Here is a 20,733-nt window from a genome sequence, read left to right as displayed (position 1 = left end):
GTCTTACTGGAGCCTAAACATCATGACCGACCAAATTTCTGATTTATTTTCAATGTTGAAAAAGCAACTGAAAGCCCAGGGAATGACCTACAAAACCCTGGCTCAGAAATTATCCCTGTCTGAGGCCAGCATTAAACGCCTTTTCAGTCAGCAGGATGCCAATTTAACTCGCCTGCAATCGATTTGTGCCTGCCTGAATCTGTCCTTATCGGAAGTGTTTGAACTGCTGCAGAAAGATAAAAAATTAATTGTGCATTTGACGGAAAATCAGGAAAAGGAACTGGTGAGTGAGCTGAGGCTGCTGCTGGTGGCCATTTGTGTGCTTAATCACTGGACGTTTGAGGATATTCTCCGTTTTTATACCATTTCCGAGCACGAGTTAATCCGTTATGCGGCGAAGCTTGATAAAATGAAAATCATTGAATTGCAGCCGGGGAATCGCTTCAAGCGCCTGATTGCTCCTGATTTTCACTGGATTGCGGACGGACCTATCCAGCGGTTTTTTCAGCAGACCATACAGGATGATTTTTTTGACTGTCATTTTGAAAAACCGACCGAGCTTTTTCTGGTGCGCAGCGGCATGCTGAGCGAGCAGGACAACCGCATTTTTCATCAAACCCTGCACAATACCGCCAATGAGTTTGTCAAGCGCTGCCGTGATACCGTGGAAGTGCCTATCGATAAACGTCATGGCACGGCCTTAATCATTGCTATGAGACCCTGGGTTCCACGTATTTTCGACAACTTGAAACGACAACTCACCGAGGAGTAACCGAGGGGACCGCGGACAAGCCGCGGCAGGTCACTCAGGCGGCACGATGCGCCTGCAACCATTGTTTGGCGGTCACATAATCCCGTTTGCCATTACCCAGTTTGGGCAATTCCGCCATGTGCCGAATGAATCCCGGGAGCATGATCCGGGGCAAGTCAGTGGCAAACAGACGCTGTCTCAGTTCATTTTCAGAGAGGGGGGCGGAATAAAGCAGGGCCAGTTCTTCCCCTTTTTTATCATCGGGTAAGGCGAGGGCCATCAATTCAACTTCATCGTCGTGGAGCGCTTGCTGCCAGGCCTGTTCGACCTGGCTTAAGCTAATCATTTCACCGCCAATTTTGGCAAATCGGGAGTAACGGTCGACAAGGGTGAGGAACCCATCCTGGTCTAAATGCCCTTTATCGCCCGTTTTATACCAGGTGTAATTGTCCTCGTGGATCAAAACCGCCTGTGTTTTTTCAGGCTGGTTTAAATAACTGTCCATCACCTGAGTACCACCAATCAACACCAGGCCATCTTGACCTCGAGGTAAATCCTTGAGTGTCACAGGGTCCACGACCCGAAACGCGCAGCCTGGCAGGGGAAGGCCGACTGTACCTGGTTTATGAGCCTGATGTATGTGCCAATCCTGAGTCGAAATGACGTCAGGTAAATTGCAACTCGCCACAGGCGCCACTTCCGTTGCGCCATATCCTTCATAAATTTCAAGATTGAATTTTTCTTTAAACGCGTTGTACACCATTGACGACAATTTTTCAGCCCCGGCAACCACCAGGCGGACTGAGTCGAGCATCTGCGGATGCACGGAGGCATTGCGTGCATACAAGCCAAGTAAACTGGAGGTTGAGCAGAAAAGGGTGACGCGGTATTTGCAGATTAATTTGGCAATGACTAAGGATTTGGTGGGATCCGGGTAACACACCATGGGAATGCCTTTCAGCAAGGGCATGAGTGTAGTTACCGTTAAACCAAAAGCATGGAAAAGCGGCAGCGCATTAATCAGGACATCGTCTTCCTGCAGGCTGAATACAGTAGCCACCTGATTAATATTGCTTAACAGGTTAGCCTGGGTCAGCTTAACGCCTTTCGGCTCACCTTCACTGCCGCTGCTGAATAGAATTGCCGCGATGCTTTGGCTGGCGGTCGCCCGAATGAAAAAGAATTTAACAAGAGCTGCCGGTAATGCCTTGGCAAGCAGACTGTACGCGAGGGCTGCACGGCGACTTGAAAGAAGATCCTCAAGGTAAATGAGTTCACAGGAGGCCAGTGCTTTTTCCATGGCAAGACCCCGGTCGTGTAGTTTCCTTAAAAACAACCTGGACGTGAGGATCGTCGTCAGCGACGCTTGACGAACGGCTGACTCCAGGGCAGGTTCACCGGTTGTAAAATTAAGATTAACCAGAGCCTTACCCAGCGTAAGCAAACTTAAATTAGCCACTACTCCGGCTGTGCTGGTGGGAAGAAGAATGCCCACCTGGTGCTGCTTCGCCAGTCTCTTTTTCAATTGCCGATTAACCCACAATACTGTTCCAAGCAGTTGGTGTGTGGATATTTCCCGGCCATTTTCTTCGATAATGGCGGTTTGAGAAGGATTTTTTTTAACCTGATAAAGCCATTCGTGCTGCAGGCAACCGATTGCTTCAATGTGGTATTTCCAGGCTTTGATGGATAATTCAGTGACCTTCTGCTTCACTTCTTTGGCGTTGCTTAAAATCGGCAGGGCTTTCCCGTAAACGAGAGTAATGCGACGATGATGACCGCTTTTAATTTTTTTACTGTAGCGATGACCATAGGACACTTTTGAGCCCCACAGGCCATGGAGATAAAAGGGGATAATCACGGCATTGGCATTCATTGCACTACGCTCAAAGCCGCTGCGAAAAAGACCCATCTGGCCGTTTTTAGTCAGTCGTCCTTCAGGAAAAAGAGCGACTACCTCTCCAGCATTCAAGGCCTGATTGATTGCCATCAGGGCATCCTGGCTTGCGCCGCGGGCAATGGGAATCACCTTGAATTGTCTAAGAATCCAGTTTAAATACCAGGTTTCGTAGATGGAGCGCTCCATGACAAAACGAATGGGGCGCGGACAGGCAATCTGTAAAATGGCCCAGTCGATGAAACTGACATGATTACCCAGCAGCAATACCCCACCGGAAGAAGGTAAATTGTCCAGATCGTAAACACTTAAACGGTAAAACTGGGAGGTAATGAAGTAAAGCACATAACGCACCAGCGATTGCGGCATCGTCACTAACGTGTAGAGGGCTCCTGCCGAGGCGATAATGAACAGCGCATAGAGTAAAACCTGGCTGTCGATTCCAGCGAGGCCCGCACCGACGGTTAAGCCTAAAAAAGACAGCATGAAGGCATTTTGTAAAAAGTTGTTGGCCGACAGCACCTTACCGTTTTCCTGACGCGGCGCGTTAAACTGAATGAGCGCATTCAGGGGGACAATTAACATGCCGCCAAAAAAACCATAGCCGAGAAAGAGAAAAACAATACTCCATTGGCTGGTTAAGTGAGGCAGAATAAAAAGGCCAACAGCAATGCCTAAGGTGGCAACCGGGATTAATCCGGTTTCTACAAACCCCTTGGATACTTTCCCCGCGTACAAGGCGCCCAACAGGATGCCAATACCGCCCAAAGCCAGGGACCCCTGGGCAAACATCACGCTGACATTGCCGATGTGTTCTTTCAAGAAAGCCCCATAGCTGGCTAACAGCACCTGATTGACTGCCCAGAATACAGACAGGCCGAGAATGCAGGTCAAAATAACCGGTGGATGCAGGGTTTTGTTTAAGTAAGATTTAAGGTAGTGGCCGGTAAAATAATTGGCGGGGTGATAAGTCGATTGCGGGTCAACGGCGTTTTTCCTGATTAGACGAAAGCTCATCAGGGTTTCAAAGATTGAAAATAAAACAATCAAGAAGCCAGCCGGAGCAAAGGCTTTAAGCAGCAGGCTTTTGTCGCTGCTGTGTTGCAAATTGGCGGCATTGACGTAATAACTGAAGATGAAGGTAAAAGCAAAGGTTGCACCCAAAATGGCAATGATTGTCAATGTCTGGACAATGGCATTCATCTGTGAGAGCTGTTCCTTACCAAACACTTCCTTGATATAGCCGTATTTGGCCGGAGAATTCAAAGCGCTTTGGACTGCGAGCAGTAAAGTTAAAGCAAACGCTCCCCAGAAAAAGCCTGTAAAATAACACCAGGTGGCTAACAGGGTGAGGGGGATGGCGGCTGCCGCGGTGACCTGCAATACCCGCGCCTTGGAGTATTTGTCAGCAATAAATCCTGACGGGGTAAACAGCATCAGGTAGGGCAGCAGAATCAAGGCATTGATGATGGCAGAAAGCACGGTGTAGGCGGAACCGTCCGCGGTTTGGTAAAGCGTGTCCTGCAACAGGATTTTGTGACCTAAATCGATAAAGGTATTAAAAAACACCAGCATGAGGTAGGGGTAAAATCCTTTGATTTGGCTTAACTTCATTCATGTCTCCAGAAAGGGATAACAAAATTATATCGTATACGTTGCTTAAAGCTATTCACACAAATTAGGTATTAAATATTGCGTCTTTTAGTGTCTGCCTGTACGACTTGCAGGTCCCCTCGCCTGTGCAGATAGGTGACTACCGAATCCACGCTGACAATGGAATAACGACGCGTGCGGTTTTCAATCGCAGGGTGATCATCAAACCGAATAGCGGCGTTGGTTAGCGAAACGCCGAGCCTGGCCGCCGCAGTAATGGTAACCATCGACGGTTGATAACCTGTCCTTTGCAGAAAATCCTGAGCGGATTGCCTTGTGTGTCGAGCGTTGGGATCGTCGTTGTCCGCTACCATTTCCAAAACCCACTGGTTGGAGTTTTGATACTGGTTTGAATAAGGGTAGGCGATCATGCTGTAGTGGTTGTCATGCAGACGTTCGATGCGTGGAGGCTTAAGGGCTTCATACAGTCGAGCCTGCAGGGTTGGATTGGGAATGGTGAGTTGATAATCCTGACTGTATAGATTATCCATGAAGAAACTCATCAATCCTTGAGCGTACAGCGAGGACGTGGGTCTGTTGCATTCATTTAACAAATGAATCACCGTCCATTTGCCTGGTTGACCGGGGTAATCTTTTACCACAAAAGCCACATGGCTGTAATGAAGCCCGTAGCGGCTCAAGTCCGACCCCACCCGGGCCAACAGGGCGACTTTTGCCTCGCTGCTATCCAGTGCGTTTGAAACGGCGAGCGATGTACGGCTGGCATTGTAAAAATCATCCACGCTGGCGGCGTAATGTTTACAGGCAGTTCCAGCAAGGGTGCTGGTTGTGCTGCTGAAAAGCATCAACCAGGCTGTTAATTCGGCTAATTTAGTCATCAGCAAGCCTTAAATTTGACTGCTGAAGAGGAGCGATTTCCCGAGTTCATTGGGAACAAAGGCAATCAAACGTCCAGCAGAGGTTAAGATCATGCCGGTGCCGGTGGTGACTACTTTGACCGATTGACCGGCTGCGAGCAGACTGTGTCCTGCAACATGGCGTGACACCTGAATGGTTGTCACGGCTGATTGGCCGGCTGCCTTCAGGCTAATGTATGTGATATCACCGACAGTCCTTACAGCAACAATGACCAATTGACTGCCTGCAGCAAAGAGGTTGGCGCTGCCATCAACGACCTGACTTATACCCTGCGCGGATAAATCAGTACTGGCCACCGACGCCTCGCTGCCACCGTGGGCAAAGGCGGTTGTGGTTAAAAGAATCAGCGGGAGGGCTTTTTTAATCATCATTGTCTCCAAAGGTTGTTTCTGGAAACAAGGTAGGATGGATTAACAAAAAATTCTACTTCATTGGTTTTGTTTCCGATAAATAATACCAATGGTATTTAAATTTAATACTTAAAGCCCCATTGCATCAAAACCAGGGATGCCGTCTTCGCAGGAAAGACAGGCAAGCGGGGATTCTTTTCACACAGGGGGTTTTAAAAAAGCGGTTATGCTACAGTGAAGAAAGGACGATTAATCCCTAATGGAAGAAAGAAATGGAACAATCTGAACTGTATAATGGACTGGCAGGGGATGTTGTTCGAAAGTACCTGAGAGGCTCGACTTTTTTGACCGCCCTGCCCATTATTCTTGTCTGGTCTGTACTGGCATTGGTTATCTATCTTTTACAAAATCAAATCGATAAACGTTACTTGAGCGTGCTGCAATGGCTTGCGGTTGTGCTTGTTTCGTTGGGGATGACAGGGCGATTTGCCTTGGCCGCGAGTCGAGGGGATATGCACGCCGGGTTTTTTAGTGGCGGTTACTCCGCTGCTGAACTGCTTTCCTACACCGGCCGTGCGATTTTATATAACCTTTGCTGGTTTTTACCGGCTCTTGCCCTTGCCCTTTACTTAACGCATTCGGATAATGCCTTACGATTGTTTTTCTTCCTGAAATTGGGTATTGGTTTTGGCTGGGTGGGTATCGGCTACGCCGTGCTTGTACTGCTCAGTTTTTTTGGTCCTTTGCTGGCCGCGGCCCTTGCTGTTTATACTGAATCGCTGCGTGAAGTGTTTAGCCGGGAGCCTTTACAATGGCTATTCGATGCGCGGCGTGCCAATCTCGCCTGTTACTGCTCGCAGACTATTGGGGGTCTGGTGCTTTTTCTGCTTAAATTTTTTATCGTCATCGTGGTGTTGCAAATTCTGGTTTCCGCTGTTTCCATTCGTGCGGGATTGTATTTCAACGCGGCGCTCTCCTATTTACCCTTCATACTGGGGCCTATTCTGGTTGGAAGACTAAGCGGGGCGTTGGTGGTCAATGACGAAATCGCAAGGGCCGCGACCTCGTCCCCCTCAAAGGGACCTGACGAACCAGAGAAGGCGGTCCACGTGCGTTCTGCCTATCAAGACTTAATCAGGACAATCCATCAGATGACTCGAGAGGAGGCAGAGGCGCAAATTCGGCAGATTAAAAACGAAGATACGACAACGGATCAATTGCTGGCATTAAGCTACCTGTATTCTCAGGCAGGTTATCCTGAGGAGGCCATTCAACAGGCCAAACTCGCTTTGCAACAGTGCCTGGCCGAGGATAGGGAAGTAGAGGCAGTCCAACTGTTCCGTTTCTTTAGTAAAGACAAAAGTAAACTCGGCTTGAGCGATCTTGATTTCGATAAGCTGGGTGCTCATTTAAGCCTGCAAAATCATTATCAGGAGGCGGCCTGGTGTTATTTCAGCGCAGCGAAACAACGTCAGGGAGAGGCTCAGCTGCTGATGCAGAAAAATTATTTAAGAATGTGTGATCTGATTCGTCAATCCGGGGCGTCAGAGGCCGCAAAAGGATTGTACATCCTGTTTTGCAGGCATTTTCCCGAAAGCAGCCTGTTTGAGTTCGCTCAAAGCCAGATAGAGTCTTAGCAATCAGCGCCCGGATTTGTGCTTTTGATACAACCAGTAGGGATTGAGCCAGGATGGAAAGAAAAACGGCGTATTTTTCTGGTAATCCAGATAAGCCTGTCCGCGAGCCTGCCGGGAACCTTCCTCTGTCATGGGGCCGGTAATGCGGGTCATGAGCACGTACAAGGTTAACGGTGAGATGAGGCCCAGCCAGCCGAAAGCATGGGAAAAGGAAAACAACGAAAAAGAAAGCCAGATAAGCCATTCGAAAAAATAATTAGGGTGTCTTGAGTAAGACCATAAGCCCTGATTGCACACTTTTCCCGGGTGGCCTTTTTTAAAAACCTGCAGTTGATAATCTGCCAGCGTTTCAGCACCCAGGCTGACAAGGGCGAGTAAAACGGCTGCATAATCCAGCCAACCTGGCTTCGTTTGCGGCGAAAGGGCCACCAAAAACCAGGGTAATGACAGCAGCAGAATAAAAAAACCCTGAAGCTGAAAATTCAGAAAAAACCCCAGCGGCTTCGCAATTTTCCAATCCTGACTGAGTGTCAGGTAGCGCTTATCAACGATGCCTTTGCGGATGCGTGTCAGCCAGAGAAAAAGACCCAGCCGTAAACCCCAGAGGAAAAGAAGCACGCTTAAGATCATGTTTCGCGTCGACAAAGGCTCGGCATTTAAGAAAACAAGTCCGCTGATCGTTAGCCCCAAAGCCCAGCCTACATCAACAACCGAGGGATTATTGGTGCTGCGATACCACAACCACATGAAGGTCATGTGCAGAAAAACCAGGAAAGTCACCAGTCCAAACAACAGGATTGCACTGCTCATTTCGCATGAACAAAGACAGTGACCAGTCCGCTGGCTGTGCATAAAACGATGCCCCATAGCCAGTCAATCAGCGACATTCCTACCGGCCAGTCTTTAAGAATGGCAATGCAGGTCAGATCATAAACGCCATAGGTTATTAACCCCAGCAAGGCCCCGAAACCCGCGGCATGAAGGAGTTGATTAGCGGACAGAGGCACGACAAAAAACACCACACCCGCCGCTAAGAGCAGGTAGACAATGAGGGCTGCCCACCAAACGGGTTGCAATTGCCCATCGGTCAGGCGAAGCCATTCACGGTAATGGTGAAAATACAATGGCTTGGCGATAAAACCAAGCCAGACCATGTCCAGAAGAATAAAGGTAATGAGGGCGGTAAAAAACAATTTAAGCTGGGGCATCTGCACGTCCTTGGCAAGAAACTCGTTGTTATTATTAAAATTTAAACGCTGAGCGTCAATGTATTGGTTAAAACAATTGTAAAGAGAGTTTAAAGTTGGGATGCGATAGAAATAATAAAAGCCAAATTGTTTTAAAATATAACAAAGGACAGCATCGCGAGGTTATCATGGTCAGGAAGGCATTCATCAAAGCGATTCAAACCCCCGATTCCGCATTACTCAGTCAATTGGCCAACGCTGAAACCATCACCATTCAGGGTAAGCCCATCAAGGCGGTGCCTTTGATGGAAGACGGTGGCAAAAAACAGGGCGGTGGGTTTGCTGAAGCAGTCTACCTCTATCAGAACGAGCAGGGCGAATACCGGGTGCTTAAAAAAGTACACCCCAAGCAGGCCGAGGCTTATGGGGGCGTTGCTCGTAAAATCGAGACGTTCAATGGCATGTACAACAGCATTTACGACGGCGAATTTGCCGATCTGGCAACGGCAAGGCCGTTTGAGAAATCAGAAGACATCATGGACATGCCTTACATACGGGGTAATCCCGTGCTATTTGACGAAGGCTATAATCTCATTGACGAAGGGCCTCAAAAGAAATTATTTGAACAGTTTGAGCAGAGCGGCTATTTCATTACCGACTATCGGGTGCCGGGGAATGTCGTTGAAGTGACTGATTCTGTCGAAGGGCGAAGTTACCTTCTGGTTCGTGATGTGGACCTTATGGGACGAAGAAACAGCCTGAAGGTCACGCCCCAATTGCTGCAAGATGAATTTCCTGAAAATCAGCGCAAAAACCACTATGAAAAACAAGAAGAATATGAAAAATTCAGGCACATCCATGCCGATAAGCCCACGAAGCCTTTGCCGCAAAAAACAGGCCTTGAAAGCGATTTTGAACGCTTGCAGCAGGATCTTCTCGACAAAATGGCGGTTAAGAAAATAAGCGGTCCCGTGCGGGAAGGGGTTGAACAGGCGACCCATTTTGTGGCCCTATGCAATGCTGCCTGCCAACACCACACTCCCCTCAGGTTTTATAACAGTGATGAAACGCAAACCATGGGATTATTGCGTGATTTATTGAAAAACGGTCACTATCCCGATCTCAAAAAGGCCTATCATTTCGACACAGAAAAACTGCTCAATGTCCAACTTCGCTCCATTGGAGCGACACGGAAAAACATCATGGAGAACACCTTGGCGAAGCAGGGAGATAACCTTAAAAAAGCCAGGGATTTTTTCAGGGAACTGTATCGTGTTGATTTTAATGGCGAGCACGGCAATCAAGTGAAGAATTCCCTCACTACCCATGCAATTTTTCATGATAAAAACTACTTAAACGAGCTCAAATCGAAATTAAAAGGAATGAAAGAAGCCGATCAAAAGGAATCGATTTCGCAAATCAAACCGTTTAAATAATCAGGTGATGCGACTGAGAGAAACAAATTTAAAAAAATACACTATAGTTAATAGTATTGCGATTTGGCTAAGTTTATTTCAGTATGATAAAGACCAAAATTATCACCACAGATAATTTGCTTGAAATATTTCAAAAAAATTATGTGGAACTGGCAAAAAATCAGGTTGGTCTGGACTATTTTAAACAGGCTCAAGTCCGTATTTTTTACCGAGAATCGGAAGAAAAAATGCTGGCTGGTTTTTGCATTAACTCTCAGGCTGTTTACCGAACCTTTCTCCCTTTAAGTGCTGAGCAGTTGCAATCGCTCTGTCAAACCCATCATTTCGACAAAACGCCTCCCATGAAATCAGTTGCCTGTGGATAGAACCGGCCTCACGCCATGCCAGTTGGGTTATCTATTTCTTTTTAAGAATGATGATTGACATGCTCATGCTTCGATCAGCACCGCTGATTTTCGGTACCCATGGGAAAAACATTAACAATTACTTTGCCTACCCGCTTCCCGATGTCATTTTTTATGACCAGTTGTTTGTGGCGACTAAAGGGGAAGTGTGCGATTTCTGGATTCGCAAAGGCTCCAGAATGCAGATCCTCAAAGGGTTTGTTGTGTTAGTCGCCGTCCGCTTGCTGGGTGGCTACCGGGGATTGGCCAAATTTCGGTTACGGCAAGAGAAAGACAAACCAAATTCCTAGTACTCAGGAGTTTTTTATGCAAAGCAATGCGATTGAGATGGATCAATTAGCCATCGATGGCGGTGAACCTGTCCGCAGAAAACCGTGGCCTACCTATGATAAGGGTCACGTTGTCCTTGATGAGGAGGATGCCCAATCCTTAATTGACGTGATGCAGAGCAAACGCCTGTTCCGATATGACAATCGCGGCCTCAATGACACGAAAGTCGGGCAGTTTGAAAACGAGTTGAAGCAGTATTTCAATACGGACTATGCCCTGGCCGTGAGTTCCGGAACAGCCGCCTTGTCGCTGCCGTTGATGGCACTTCAGTTGCCTGACAATGCCCTTGTGGGCTGCCCGGCGTATTCCTTTACCGCAACGCCCAGCGCCATCATTCAGGCCAAATTAAAACCCCTGTTAATCGAAGTCGATGCCAATCTGCAGATGGATTTGACGGATCTTGAGAAAAAACTGCCGCAATTAAAAGCCTTGATTGTTGTGCACATGCGGGGATTTCCAGCCCCTTTACCTGCCATTAAGGCCTTAGCCGAGCGTTACGGGGTACCGATCATTGAAGACGCGGTGCCCAGTCTGGGATGTAAATTAGGAGATAAATTTTTGGGAACTTACGGTTTGGCCGGCGCGTTCAGTACGCAATCGGACAAATCACTCAACACCGGGGAAGGCGGGTTTATATTAACCAATGATAAAGCCCTTTATTTAAACTGTGTGATCATGTCAGGGGCTTACGAATGCCTGTATGAAAAACACTGTCCCCATGAGACGGCCATTGATTTTACCCGATTGCCCGTCTTTAATTTTCGACTTGATGAGTTGCGCGGCGTATTGGGGCTTAGCCAGTTAAAAAAATTAACTGCCCGGCTTGACCGATTATCGAAAAATTATTGCCATGTTCTTGAACGCATTCACGATTTGGCCTACGTTAAGCCGAGGGCCGGATGGGATGAGACAGTCATGCCCATTGGTGATAATCTGCTGCTTAAAATGAAGGGTACACTTGATGATTGCTGCTGGTTTGCCGAGGCGCTTAGTGCGGAAGGGATTGATACCAAGGCCCTGGGTGATTGTAGAAAAGTCAATGTCAGGCGGTTTTGGGATTGGGCTTATCTGTTTGACACCTCCTGTCGCGAAACCATTAAAAGCCGGCATGCGGCCAGCGCTGAGCACATCAGTTCCTACCTGGATATCGCCCTGTCGCCGACCTTAAATGAGAAAGACATTGACGATTTCTGCACAGCTCTAAGGAAGGTTCACCATCATTATGAACAACGAAAAGCAGTTACAGCATAAACGGGCCTTAATCACGGGCGGTAATGGCGGTTTGGGATTGGGCATGGCGCGCGCGCTGAAAGAGGCGGGAGCCCAGGTGATGATCTGGGGAAGGGATGAGGCCAAGCTTGAGAAGGCAGATGAGGAAGGGTTCATGACTGCCAAAGTCGATCTGAATTCGCAGCAGGCCATTGCTGAAGGGTTTAAACAACTGGTCCATGAATTTTCAGGCCTCGATATTCTGATTAATAATGCAGGCATTTATGAAGATCAGCAGATCACGACGTTGTCGCGTGAGGCCTGGGACCGTTTCCTGAGCAATAATTTAACCTCGGTGTTTTTGTGTTCACAACAGGCTGCGCGTTTAATGAAGATGAAAAAACAAGGCAAAATCATTAATCTGGGTTCTATGTACTCTCTGTTTGGGCATCCTCATTCCATCGGGTACACGACCACCAAAACCGCCATCCTTGGTTTAACCAGGGCTTTGGCGGCAGAATTGGGACCGTGGAACATCCAGGTCAATGCCATTCTTCCTGGCTGGTTTGAAACAGCAATCAATGGCTCTTTACCCCAATCTGAACGCGGGGAAGAAATTAAGAAACGCACGCCTTTGGGGCGTTGGGGACAGAGTCCTGACATTGGGCCCCTGGCCGTGTTTTTATCTTCCAGCGGTTCGGATTTTATAACGGGCACAGCCATACCGATAGATGGGGGGTACAGCATCTCCGATCGCGCCATGGGGATTGAGGAATAAGTGGTTTTTTAATCGGTTTGATTTTGGTTGGCTCATTCTGCGCGAATAATTGTGTTGCTGATTTTTTTCTATTAAAGTGTCGACCTGGTTGAAGGCAAAGTTATTACCGATCGGAATGCAGGTAAGTTCCAGGTTGACACAGGAATACCCCATGACGCTTTATGAGATTCGACAGATAGTCCGTCACTACGATAAAAAAATTCATTTCCGCAGATCTCGCCGTATGGAGCAGTTGCGGAACTTCCTGACGCAATTCGCCGATTATGACGAGGAATACCAATTAACGGCGAAGGATGTTCTGGGTTTGTTAAACGCCATCCCCAGGCTTACCGGCGACAACCGCGATTTGCAACCCATGGAGCAACTCAAGGCTGGGCTCGATAATCATTTTCTGTTTTGGATTTATACCGTACTCCATGACGCAGGTCTGATGACTGACGCTCATTTTAACGAGATTTATCACCTTTCTCCTACAGGCAGGCAGCACCTGGTGGATTTTCTGTGCGAGATTTCACCGGATAGTGACACCTTGCCCATCATTCTGACCATGGCCGCCCGGCAATCCCCGTTTGTCAAGAAAATGGGACAATGCCTGAGGTTTTTTAAGGAGAGGGATGGATTGACGCCAGCAGCTCTGCTATTGCTCGAGAGCAAGGGGCATGAGGCGCATTGCCTTATCAGAACATTAAACGCCTTAGACCGGATGGATGGTGTGAATGATGCGGCCTATGCGTCGTTAACCGCCTGTGAATCGCTGTATCAGGTGGATGAGTTGCTTGACTTGTTGCCTCGTTTCAACCTGACGATGACTCCGAAATTACTTGATGCCATCGCCTCAAGCGCGTCGCTAAAATACCTGGTAGAGATTCTTGCGGTGATTAACCCAGCAAAGGTGAATTTAACGAACGACATGCTCATCCACCTTCTAGGCAAGGATTTCAAATTTTTTTTGTGAGAAAATCAGTGTTGAAACGGCTTGGCGAAGACGGTTTACTCAGCACAGCGATCTGGCATTACGTGTTGAAAAATGACGTTTTTTTGTTGAAACAAACTCTTGATATTCTGGCTGCCGCCTCCCTGTTGAAAGACAATGGCGCTTTGTTGGACCGGATTGTGAGTAAAACCATTGATTGCTATGAGCTGGTTGGAAGCCTTGGTTATCTGCAAAAGGCGGAACTATTAACGCAACAATCGCTTGAGTCTTGCCTGCAATTGCTGCCTAAAGCTCCGGCGCTGGGTCCTAAAAGCGCGTTGCTTGATTTATTCAGGCAATTGGATGAAGCGGCTTTTAGCATTAACGCCTCGCAACTGACTACTCTTTTTTCCCTGTCCCCGGCAAATACCCTGCGAATTCGCCATCAGGTCCTTCGTCTTGTCGATTATAAATTGCTCAATGAGCAGTCTTTCACTGAAGCCCTGCAACGGGTAAGTCAAAAATTACCGCCTGTTAACGAAGCGGTTGCTGACAAAAAAAGCCGCAAAGCCTCGGGTGCTGCCCGGTCGCAAATCCATGTGAATAACGGCCCTTTGTTTTTCACAGGACACGATAAACACTGTGAAAGCGGAGGGTTTGGGAAAGTCAAAAAAGGGTATCCGTCCCTGCATGCGTCAGAACCGGTTTACAGCATTAAAAAACTCTACGAAAAAGACGAGCAGAGTGCGCAAAAGGAGGCTGTTCGCGAAGTCAAGCACCATCGCTTGCTGGGCAGGCAGGCTTTTTATTATAAACGCCACGGCAGTACCTTCATTGTCGCTGATTGGCAACAAGGGAAAGCCTTGCAGTGTTACAGCGCTGATGAACTTAAAAAAGTGCCCATGAAAAGCCGCCTGGCCTGCCTTCGCGACGGCTTGTCGCAACTCAATACGCTGCATGCCCATGTGCGGGTGCATGGCGACATCAAGGATCAGAATGTGATCATTGACTTTAAGGCCTTGTCGATGAAATTGATTGATTTCGGAGGCTCGCACCGCCAGGCTTCCAGAAAACCCTTTGCCTTTACCCCGGCTTATGCCGATCCGCGATTCAAGGGGGATCACTATTGCAGGGACCTGTATGCGATGGGTCTTGTCGCCATGCAGCTATTCCCTGAGTTGTTTACTGTCCATGTCGATGCTTTGACCGTGCGTGTTAAGACCCATAAAGTCAGGCCTACCTTGATTGAACAGGCGGTGTTAGACCTGATTGCCGCCATGATGCGCGATAACGTGGATACACGTTGCACCAGTGAGGCGGCCTTCCGGTATTGTGACGACCTTCTTACGCAGGACATGCTTGACAGGAAGGGGTTTGAAACCATTAAGAACGCAACCATTGCGCGCTGCCATAAAACCGTGGAAGACGTGCTTCGGATATAAGTGAATCAAAGCCGGTAAGTGACAGTTCCTTCTGACTCAGGGACTGTCTCTTTTTTCTCCTTGTCCCGCAAGGCAGTGATCATGGATTCATTAAAGCCAAACAGCGCACACAGGGATTGAACGAGTGTCTTTGGGGCAAAAAAACTGAAAAAACCCTGCTGTGGGCGACGAAGGATTTCTGCATGAGCCTGGCACCAGGTTTTAAATCGAACGTCTGTCAAGTGATTAGAGCACAGAACCAGTTGCTTAAGCGCAACCAGGGCATCGATTTCCGCTGCGATGGCTAAAGCCCGGGTTTGACAGGAAGGCTGCTGCAACTGCTTCCTTAAGGTTACGAGTTGCTTTTCAATCATCATCGCGCCCTTGAGCCGGTTGGGTTTGCTGCCATTATAAATTTTATCAAACAGGCCGGCTGTCAGGCGAGGGGATAAGCGCTGAGTCACGTCGCTGATGGCGTCGCTGAACAGACGAAAAAGGATGTCTTTGGGTAAACGGCTTATGGCATGATTTTTTGCATGGCAGAAGAAGGTGTAGGTTATTAGAATGTCCTTGATTTTTTTATTCTCCGCCAAACGGTCCTGTAAAGCCTGTGTCAGCGTTATCGCCGGTGGAAGGCGAAGTTCGATAAGGGTATGGTTGGTTTGAAGCACCGCCTCAATCATTGCATAAAACCCGTGCCTTTTCAGTTGCTTTGCACTGCTTGTCGTTAAATCAATCAGCGTCGGGTTATCCATGAGCGTCAGAGCCAGATTGAGTTGTTTGGTGTTGCCGGACAAGGAGGCAAAATGAACAATGCTTTGGCCCTTGTGATTCAAGGCATGGATTAATTCAGGGCAATTTTGCTTTATCCACACCAGGGCGGCTGGGTTATCCGACTCGGCGATCCAGTGGGCCAGTGTATCGCCCTGATGGTTCCTTACTATTAGAAACTGCGGCGTATAGCGCTTAATCCATTCCAGGGTAGGCACATCCCCGGACAGGGCGGCGCAATGTGCGAAGGTACTGCCGGTCTTGCTTTTACGGGTTAACACGTGAGGATAATGGGCTTTAATCCATTTAAGCACCGGGATTTGACCGGCTTTGGCTGCAAAATGAGCCAGGGTAAAGCCGTCATGACTGGTTTGCGTCAGCAGTGCCGGGCAATGGTTTTTTATCCATTCAAGCACTTCAAGACGACCAGCCATGGCCGCGTAGTGCGCCAGGGTGTTACCGGCGTGGTTGGTTTGCTTAAGCTTTTCAGGATAGGCAGCTTTCATCGATTCAAGCGCTGTCCTGTTACCGGCTAAGGCGGCATAATGCCCGAGGTGATTCTCGAATTGATCAAGGCTATCGAATCGGGGATGAAAAAATTTATTCCAAAGGAGCGCCCCTAACTGCCAGGTTTTTTTAATAAAGCCCGGGCTGAACTGTTTAAGAATCCCGTACAAAAACTGGCATTGTTCCTCGGAGAGGGATTTGGGAATGAGGTACTCGTCAATTTCTAAAGAAAGAAGCAATTGGCGGTAACGGGGTGCTTCAGTCATGCTCATCCAGTAACGTCATTAACTCGGCCACCAGTTCGGTTGTGCTTTTCCCATGGCAATCGGCAGTATAATCCGGGTCGATTGGCGGTTCATAGGGGCTGTGAATGCCTGTCATGTTGGGTAAACTCCCTTGCCTTGCCTGGTGATAAAGACCCTTGGGATCCCTCTGTTCGCAAACTGCAAGCGGCGTATTGACGTACACTTCAAGAAAATGGGTCTTGCCAATCAGATCGCGGACCATTTGCCGTTCATGCCGGAAAGGCGAGACGAAGGCGGCAATGACGATCAATCCGGCATCCATCATCAAGCGGGCAACCTCCGCGACACGTCGGATGTTTTCTACCCGGCAGGCTTTGCTAAATCCCAGATCCCTGTTTAACCCATGACGCACATTATCGCCATCAAGGAGGTACGTGCGTTTCCCCTGATCATGAAGCGCCATTTCCAACGCATTGGCCAGGGTGGATTTTCCCGCCCCGGAAAGCCCGGTTAGCCAGATGACTTTGGCCTTATGACCATTCAGGCGTTCCCTGTGCGCCCTGCTGATGGTCAATGCCTGCCGGTGAATGGTTTTATCGCGATACAGGCTGTAAGCTATCATGCCGGCGGCTACCGTGGCATGCGAAAAGCGATCGACCAAAATAAAACTGCCTAAGGTTTTGCATTGATCATAGGTGTTAAAAACCAGTGGCTTGCTGACAGCAAGATGGCAGAAAGCCATGTCATTCATTTGAAGTGATTTGCCCGGTGTCTGAGTCAGGGTGTTGATGTCAATGACGTGTTGAATGGCGGTTATCGAAGCCCCGGCCCATTGCGTGGCGAGTTTCAAGTCATAGCTTCGGCCAATCAAGCCTTCCTCCTCGTGTAGCCAGACCAGGGTCGCAGCGAATTGTTCGGTGGTCTCAAGCGGTTCGTGGCTTAAAGTCAACACATCGCCGCGGGAAATATCCAGGTCTTTATCAAGGACTAAGGTGACGGCTTCGCCGGCTTTGGCGCGACACGGGTTGGCATTCATGCGAAGGATGTCCGCAACGCGAGCCAGTTGACCGGATTTTGTCACCCGGATTTCATCTCCTGCCGTCAGGGAACCACTGCTGATTGTGCCGCTGTATCCCCTGAAACCAGCATGGGGATGATTAACAAGCTGCACCGGAAAAACAAAGGCTGCATCATTCTCCGGCTTTAACGGCAGACGTTCAAGGCAGGTCATGAGTGGCGGCCCGCTATACCAGGGCGTACGCGTCGATACCTGGGTTATGTTGTCTCCCTTCAACGCCGACAGCGGAATGGTTGCCACCGAACTGAAACGCAAAGCGGCGGCAAACTGGCGAAATTCATGCTGAATCAGGTGATACCTGTCGGCGCTGAAATCCACCAAATCCATTTTATTAATCGCCAGAATGAGATGCTGTATGCCCAGCAAATGGGCTAAATACACATGGCGGCGTGTCTGGGGGAGAAGACCCTGGCAGGCATCAATCAGCACAATGGCGGCATCGGCTGTGGAAGCACCGGTGATCATGTTGCGGGTATACTGTTCATGCCCGGGCGTGTCAGCAAGGATAACCTTGCGTTTTCCTATGGAAAAATAACGGTAGGCGACATCAATGGTAATGCCTTGCTCGCGTTCAGCCATCAAGCCGTCCACCAACAGGGCAAAATCGAGGTTTGCTCCCTGGGTGCCGTACTTTTTTGATTCGAAGGCCAATGCCTGACGCTGATCGTCTGACAGTTGAGACGACTCCCAGAGCAGGCGGCCAATGAGGGTGCTTTTGCCGTCATCGACACTGCCGCAGGTGATCAGGCGGAGCAGCCCGTCGGTCTGTTGTTCCCTTGTTGCTGACGCTGGATGCTCAATGGCGGCCGTGAGTTCGCAGTCCATCAAAAGTAACCGTCCTGTTTTTTAAGTTCCATGCTGCCCGGGCCATCCTTGTCAATGAGGCGATTCTGACGCTCGGAGTAGCGGCTTTGGGCTAGTTCGGCGAGTATTTCCGGCACGGTCGCGGCAGCGGATTCAATGGCGCCGGTTAAAGGATAACAGCCCAGGGTTCGAAAGCGTATTTTTTTGATAATTACGGTTTCGTCCGGGCGCAGGCGAAAGCGTTCATCGTCCACCATAATAAGCTGGCCATCGCGCAGAACCACGGGCCGCTCACTTGCGAAATACAAGGGCACAACCGCAATGTTCTCGTGGTGAATATAATGCCAGATATCCAGCTCAGTCCAGTTCGACAACAGAAAGACACGAATCGTTTCCCCTTTGTTTTTTCGGGTATTGTACAGGTTCCAGAGCTCCGGGCGCTGATTTTTCGGATCCCAGTGATGGGTTTTACTGCGAAAAGAGAAAACACGTTCCTTGGCCCGGGATTTTTCTTCATCACGCCGTGCGCCGCATAAAATCATATCAAACTGATACTGATCCAGTGCCTGCTTAAGTCCGTCGGTTTTAGTGATTTGGGTGTGCAGGGCAGAGCCATGATCAAATGGATTAATGTTTCTGGCAATGGCTAAAGGATTGGTGTAAACCCGTAAATCGATTTGATTATCCTGAGCCACGCTGTCACGGAAAGCATACATGGCGCTGAATTTCCAGCGCGTATCAATGTGCAGCAGAGGGAAAGGAAGAGGCCCGGGGTAAAAGGCTTTGCGGGCGAGATGCAGCATGACCGAGCTGTCTTTGCCAATCGAATAAAGCATGACCGGGTTGTCTGATTCCGCCATGGCTTCGCGAATGATGTAAATGCTTTCGGCTTCCAGACGTTCGAGATGGGCAGGCAAAAGGGCGTCTGGCGATGCGGGTGCTGAAATCATGGTGACTACTAATCCCTGTCATGTCGTTTTCAAAAAGCGTGCATCTGACTTTTGCTGCCTTGTTTGAATGCAGGCAAGCAAGTCAGGGGAATCATCATAGCAGATGGCCTGTAAATTGAAAGCAGGGTATTGAAAATCACGAAGCAAGCCGGCCTGAGCCTCAGGCTTATGGATAAACCTGCTGTTTAATCGGCTATTTTTGTTGGTGACAACATGAAGTAACATAAAGATTCCATTCTTATCTGGCTTTATTATGGCAACGACCAAGGGACGTATCGCTGCAGGAAAAACCGTTCAGCCATCAATCCAGTGGCTGTTACTTGTTTTGGGAGTTGGTGTGCTTTCCGGCGTCGCCGGCCTGTTTTCTGCGCTTTTGCTCAAATCAGCGCAGCACCTGGCTTACGGTTATAGCCCACTGCACCTGGTGAGCAATGAAACATTCCTGCAGGGGGTCAGCGCCTCCTCGCCGCTGCGGCGTGTGATGATTCTTTGCCTTTGCGGATTAATCGCCGGTTTCGGGTGGTGGGCTTTGTCCGCTTATGGGCAGCGGCTGGTCAGTATCGCTGAGGCGTTGAAAAGTAAAAAACCGATGCCGGTTTTCTCAACCCTTGTTCACGCCATGTTGCAACTGGTCACCATTGGTTTGGGCTCACCGCTGGGTCGTGAAACGGCACCGCGGGAGATAAGCGCGGTGTTTGCAGAGCAGGTGTCGGTCAAGGCGGGATTAAAGGCTGAAGAGTTACGCATTCTGGTGGCCTGCGGTGCGGGTGCTGGCTTTGCTGCGGTGTACAATGTGCCTTTAAGCGGCGCCTTGTTTACACTTGAGGTTTTGCTGTGCACCTGGAACTGGTCTGTTTTATTGCCGGCGCTGACAACCTCGGTCATTGCCACCGCGGTATCCTGGATAGGACTTGGCAATGAACCCCAGTACCACATCGCGGCTTATGTGTTTCACCCGCATCTTATTCTCTGGGCACTGCTGACCGGGCCCCTGTTTGGTTTAGCCGCTCATGGGTTTATTCGTCTGACTGCAATAGCCAGGAAACAAGCCCCTGAAGACCGATCGCTATGGCTAACCTGTTTTATTAATTTTCTACTGATTGGCTTATTGGCTATTTATTTTCCGGCTTTGCTGGGGAATGGCAAAAGCCCGGCACGCCTTGAATTCACCAATGAAATCGGCATGGGTTTAAGCCTGCTGTTGCTTGGTTTGCGCGTAATTATCGTTGCCTCTTCCCTGCGTGCAGGGGCAAAGGGCGGTTTGTTAACGCCTTGCCTGGCCAATGGCGCTTTATTGGGCGTGGTCTTAGGGGGGGTATTTAATTTCATGGGGCTTCAAAACAGCCTCAATGCCTATGCCATTGTCGGAGCGGCGGCTTTCCTGGCGGCGGGGCAGAACATGCCGATCACCGCCATTGTTCTGCTCTTTGAACTGACCCAGGCCCGGTTTGATCTTTTAATGCCGATGTTGACTGCGGTAGCTGGCGCTGTGACTATAGTGCAATTGATTGCCCCGCGAAGTGAAAAATAACT

19 protein-coding genes are annotated in these 20,733 nt (G+C 49.0%); 10 read left to right on the top strand and 9 right to left on the bottom strand.

From position 1 onward, the window contains the following. The first annotated feature begins 22 nt into the window (after nucleotides 1-22). Entirely contained in the window at nucleotides 23-772 is a 750-nt protein-coding gene (locus tag GH742_RS09260; RefSeq protein WP_203454662.1) for a helix-turn-helix transcriptional regulator, read from the top strand. Between the two features lie 34 nt (nucleotides 773-806). On the opposite strand, the gene GH742_RS09255 is transcribed toward GH742_RS09260, so the two are convergent. The 3 genes from GH742_RS09255 to GH742_RS09245 all read right to left on the bottom strand — a co-directional run bounded on the left by GH742_RS09255 (nucleotide 807) and on the right by GH742_RS09245 (nucleotide 5,551). After that, nucleotides 807-4,262 carry an acyl-[ACP]--phospholipid O-acyltransferase gene (locus GH742_RS09255; RefSeq protein WP_203454661.1) on the bottom strand — a complete coding sequence of 1,152 codons (3,456 nt, stop codon included), beginning with the start codon at nucleotides 4,260-4,262 and terminating at the stop codon, nucleotides 807-809. A 71-nt stretch (nucleotides 4,263-4,333) separates the two neighbouring features. Further along, complete coding sequence (locus tag GH742_RS09250; protein ID WP_203454660.1) at nucleotides 4,334-5,140, bottom strand: DUF2145 domain-containing protein; 807 nt, start codon at nucleotides 5,138-5,140, stop codon at nucleotides 4,334-4,336. Between the two features lie 9 nt (nucleotides 5,141-5,149). Beyond that, nucleotides 5,150-5,551, bottom strand: a complete 402-nt coding sequence (locus GH742_RS09245) for a hypothetical protein (RefSeq protein WP_203454659.1) — start codon at nucleotides 5,549-5,551, stop codon at nucleotides 5,150-5,152. Nucleotides 5,552-5,802: 251 nt separating this feature from the next. On the opposite strand from GH742_RS09245, the gene GH742_RS09240 reads away from it, so the two are divergent. Beyond that, nucleotides 5,803-7,167, top strand: coding sequence for a hypothetical protein (locus tag GH742_RS09240; RefSeq protein ID WP_203454658.1), 1,365 nt, complete (start codon nucleotides 5,803-5,805; stop codon nucleotides 7,165-7,167). A 3-nt stretch (nucleotides 7,168-7,170) separates the two neighbouring features. Here the strand turns inward: GH742_RS09240 and GH742_RS09235 are convergent, their stop codons facing one another. Further along, nucleotides 7,171-7,977 carry a DUF1295 domain-containing protein gene (locus tag GH742_RS09235; protein ID WP_203454657.1) on the bottom strand — a complete coding sequence of 269 codons (807 nt, stop codon included), beginning with the start codon at nucleotides 7,975-7,977 and terminating at the stop codon, nucleotides 7,171-7,173. After that, a complete protein-coding gene (locus GH742_RS09230; protein WP_108292579.1) occupies nucleotides 7,974-8,375 on the bottom strand; it encodes a DUF2177 family protein in 402 nt (133 codons plus the stop codon). Before GH742_RS09230 ends, GH742_RS09235 begins: the two co-directional genes overlap by 4 nt. A 167-nt stretch (nucleotides 8,376-8,542) precedes the next feature. On the opposite strand from GH742_RS09230, the gene GH742_RS09225 reads away from it, so the two are divergent. The 7 genes from GH742_RS09225 (at nucleotide 8,543) to GH742_RS09195 (ending at nucleotide 14,866) form a co-directional block, all read left to right on the top strand. Then, nucleotides 8,543-9,790: a hypothetical protein gene (locus GH742_RS09225; protein WP_203454656.1), complete on the top strand. Its 1,248-nt coding sequence runs from the start codon at nucleotides 8,543-8,545 to the stop codon at nucleotides 9,788-9,790. An 83-nt stretch (nucleotides 9,791-9,873) separates the two neighbouring features. Then, nucleotides 9,874-10,155 carry a hypothetical protein gene (locus tag GH742_RS09220; protein ID WP_203454654.1) on the top strand — a complete coding sequence of 94 codons (282 nt, stop codon included), beginning with the start codon at nucleotides 9,874-9,876 and terminating at the stop codon, nucleotides 10,153-10,155. Between the two features lie 59 nt (nucleotides 10,156-10,214). Beyond that, on the top strand, nucleotides 10,215-10,484 hold the full coding sequence (locus GH742_RS09215) for a hypothetical protein (RefSeq protein ID WP_203454652.1): 270 nt from the start codon (nucleotides 10,215-10,217) through the stop codon (nucleotides 10,482-10,484). Between the two features lie 16 nt (nucleotides 10,485-10,500). After that, complete coding sequence (locus GH742_RS09210) at nucleotides 10,501-11,775, top strand: DegT/DnrJ/EryC1/StrS aminotransferase family protein (RefSeq protein ID WP_203454651.1); 1,275 nt, start codon at nucleotides 10,501-10,503, stop codon at nucleotides 11,773-11,775. Continuing rightward, nucleotides 11,747-12,511, top strand: a complete 765-nt coding sequence (locus GH742_RS09205) for an SDR family NAD(P)-dependent oxidoreductase (RefSeq protein ID WP_203454649.1) — start codon at nucleotides 11,747-11,749, stop codon at nucleotides 12,509-12,511. The genes GH742_RS09210 and GH742_RS09205 overlap by 29 nt, the downstream gene beginning before the upstream one ends. A gap of 151 nt (nucleotides 12,512-12,662) precedes the next feature. Next, nucleotides 12,663-13,466 (top strand): hypothetical protein, encoded by an 804-nt coding sequence (locus GH742_RS09200; RefSeq protein ID WP_203454648.1) that lies wholly within the window; start codon nucleotides 12,663-12,665, stop codon nucleotides 13,464-13,466. Then, nucleotides 13,463-14,866 (top strand): protein kinase, encoded by a 1,404-nt coding sequence (locus GH742_RS09195; protein ID WP_203454647.1) that lies wholly within the window; start codon nucleotides 13,463-13,465, stop codon nucleotides 14,864-14,866. The genes GH742_RS09200 and GH742_RS09195 overlap by 4 nt, the downstream gene beginning before the upstream one ends. A gap of 5 nt (nucleotides 14,867-14,871) precedes the next feature. On the opposite strand, the gene GH742_RS09190 is transcribed toward GH742_RS09195, so the two are convergent. Genes GH742_RS09190 through GH742_RS09175 form a run of 4 tightly spaced genes read right to left on the bottom strand, consistent with a single transcriptional unit; the run spans nucleotide 14,872 to nucleotide 19,425 of the window. Continuing rightward, nucleotides 14,872-16,389, bottom strand: a complete 1,518-nt coding sequence (locus GH742_RS09190) for an ankyrin repeat domain-containing protein (protein WP_203454646.1) — start codon at nucleotides 16,387-16,389, stop codon at nucleotides 14,872-14,874. Continuing rightward, a complete protein-coding gene (gene cysC / locus GH742_RS09185) occupies nucleotides 16,382-18,271 on the bottom strand; it encodes an adenylyl-sulfate kinase (RefSeq protein WP_203454644.1) in 1,890 nt (629 codons plus the stop codon). Before cysC ends, GH742_RS09190 begins: the two co-directional genes overlap by 8 nt. Next, a complete protein-coding gene (cysD, locus tag GH742_RS09180) occupies nucleotides 18,271-19,200 on the bottom strand; it encodes a sulfate adenylyltransferase subunit CysD (RefSeq protein WP_203454643.1) in 930 nt (309 codons plus the stop codon). The genes cysC and cysD overlap by 1 nt, the downstream gene beginning before the upstream one ends. Before the next feature lie 18 nt (nucleotides 19,201-19,218). Then, nucleotides 19,219-19,425, bottom strand: coding sequence for a hypothetical protein (locus tag GH742_RS09175; protein ID WP_203454642.1), 207 nt, complete (start codon nucleotides 19,423-19,425; stop codon nucleotides 19,219-19,221). 28 nt (nucleotides 19,426-19,453) lie between these two features. Here GH742_RS09175 and GH742_RS09170 point away from each other — a divergent pair, with 28 nt between their 5' ends. Then, the gene (locus GH742_RS09170) at nucleotides 19,454-20,731 is read left to right on the top strand and encodes a chloride channel protein (RefSeq protein WP_203454641.1); all 1,278 of its coding nucleotides are present in this window, start codon (nucleotides 19,454-19,456) and stop codon (nucleotides 20,729-20,731) included. The last annotated feature ends 2 nt before the right edge of the window (nucleotides 20,732-20,733 follow it).

The sequence above is a fragment of the Legionella sp. MW5194 genome (assembly GCF_016864235.1).
GTDB lineage: Bacteria > Pseudomonadota > Gammaproteobacteria > Legionellales > Legionellaceae > Legionella_C.
This window is presented reverse-complemented; position numbering and strand designations above follow the sequence as displayed.

Bases quoted from the DNA above. Each gene is read 5' to 3' on its own strand.
- GH742_RS09260 (WP_203454662.1), top strand. From the start codon at position 23: ATGACCGACCAAATTTCTGATTTATTTTCAATGTTGAAAAAGCAACTG.
- GH742_RS09255 (WP_203454661.1), bottom strand. From the start codon at position 4,262: ATGAAGTTAAGCCAAATCAAAGGATTTTACCCCTACCTCATGCTGGTG.
- GH742_RS09250 (WP_203454660.1), bottom strand. From the start codon at position 5,140: ATGACTAAATTAGCCGAATTAACAGCCTGGTTGATGCTTTTCAGCAGC.
- GH742_RS09245 (WP_203454659.1), bottom strand. From the start codon at position 5,551: ATGATGATTAAAAAAGCCCTCCCGCTGATTCTTTTAACCACAACCGCC.
- GH742_RS09240 (WP_203454658.1), top strand. From the start codon at position 5,803: ATGGAACAATCTGAACTGTATAATGGACTGGCAGGGGATGTTGTTCGA.
- GH742_RS09235 (WP_203454657.1), bottom strand. From the start codon at position 7,977: ATGAGCAGTGCAATCCTGTTGTTTGGACTGGTGACTTTCCTGGTTTTT.
- GH742_RS09230 (WP_108292579.1), bottom strand. From the start codon at position 8,375: ATGCCCCAGCTTAAATTGTTTTTTACCGCCCTCATTACCTTTATTCTT.
- GH742_RS09225 (WP_203454656.1), top strand. From the start codon at position 8,543: ATGGTCAGGAAGGCATTCATCAAAGCGATTCAAACCCCCGATTCCGCA.
- GH742_RS09220 (WP_203454654.1), top strand. From the start codon at position 9,874: ATGATAAAGACCAAAATTATCACCACAGATAATTTGCTTGAAATATTT.
- GH742_RS09215 (WP_203454652.1), top strand. From the start codon at position 10,215: ATGCTCATGCTTCGATCAGCACCGCTGATTTTCGGTACCCATGGGAAA.
- GH742_RS09210 (WP_203454651.1), top strand. From the start codon at position 10,501: ATGCAAAGCAATGCGATTGAGATGGATCAATTAGCCATCGATGGCGGT.
- GH742_RS09205 (WP_203454649.1), top strand. From the start codon at position 11,747: ATGAACAACGAAAAGCAGTTACAGCATAAACGGGCCTTAATCACGGGC.
- GH742_RS09200 (WP_203454648.1), top strand. From the start codon at position 12,663: ATGACGCTTTATGAGATTCGACAGATAGTCCGTCACTACGATAAAAAA.
- GH742_RS09190 (WP_203454646.1), bottom strand. From the start codon at position 16,389: ATGACTGAAGCACCCCGTTACCGCCAATTGCTTCTTTCTTTAGAAATT.
- cysC (WP_203454644.1), bottom strand. From the start codon at position 18,271: ATGGACTGCGAACTCACGGCCGCCATTGAGCATCCAGCGTCAGCAACA.
- cysD (WP_203454643.1), bottom strand. From the start codon at position 19,200: ATGATTTCAGCACCCGCATCGCCAGACGCCCTTTTGCCTGCCCATCTC.
- GH742_RS09175 (WP_203454642.1), bottom strand. From the start codon at position 19,425: ATGTTACTTCATGTTGTCACCAACAAAAATAGCCGATTAAACAGCAGG.
- GH742_RS09170 (WP_203454641.1), top strand. From the start codon at position 19,454: ATGGCAACGACCAAGGGACGTATCGCTGCAGGAAAAACCGTTCAGCCA.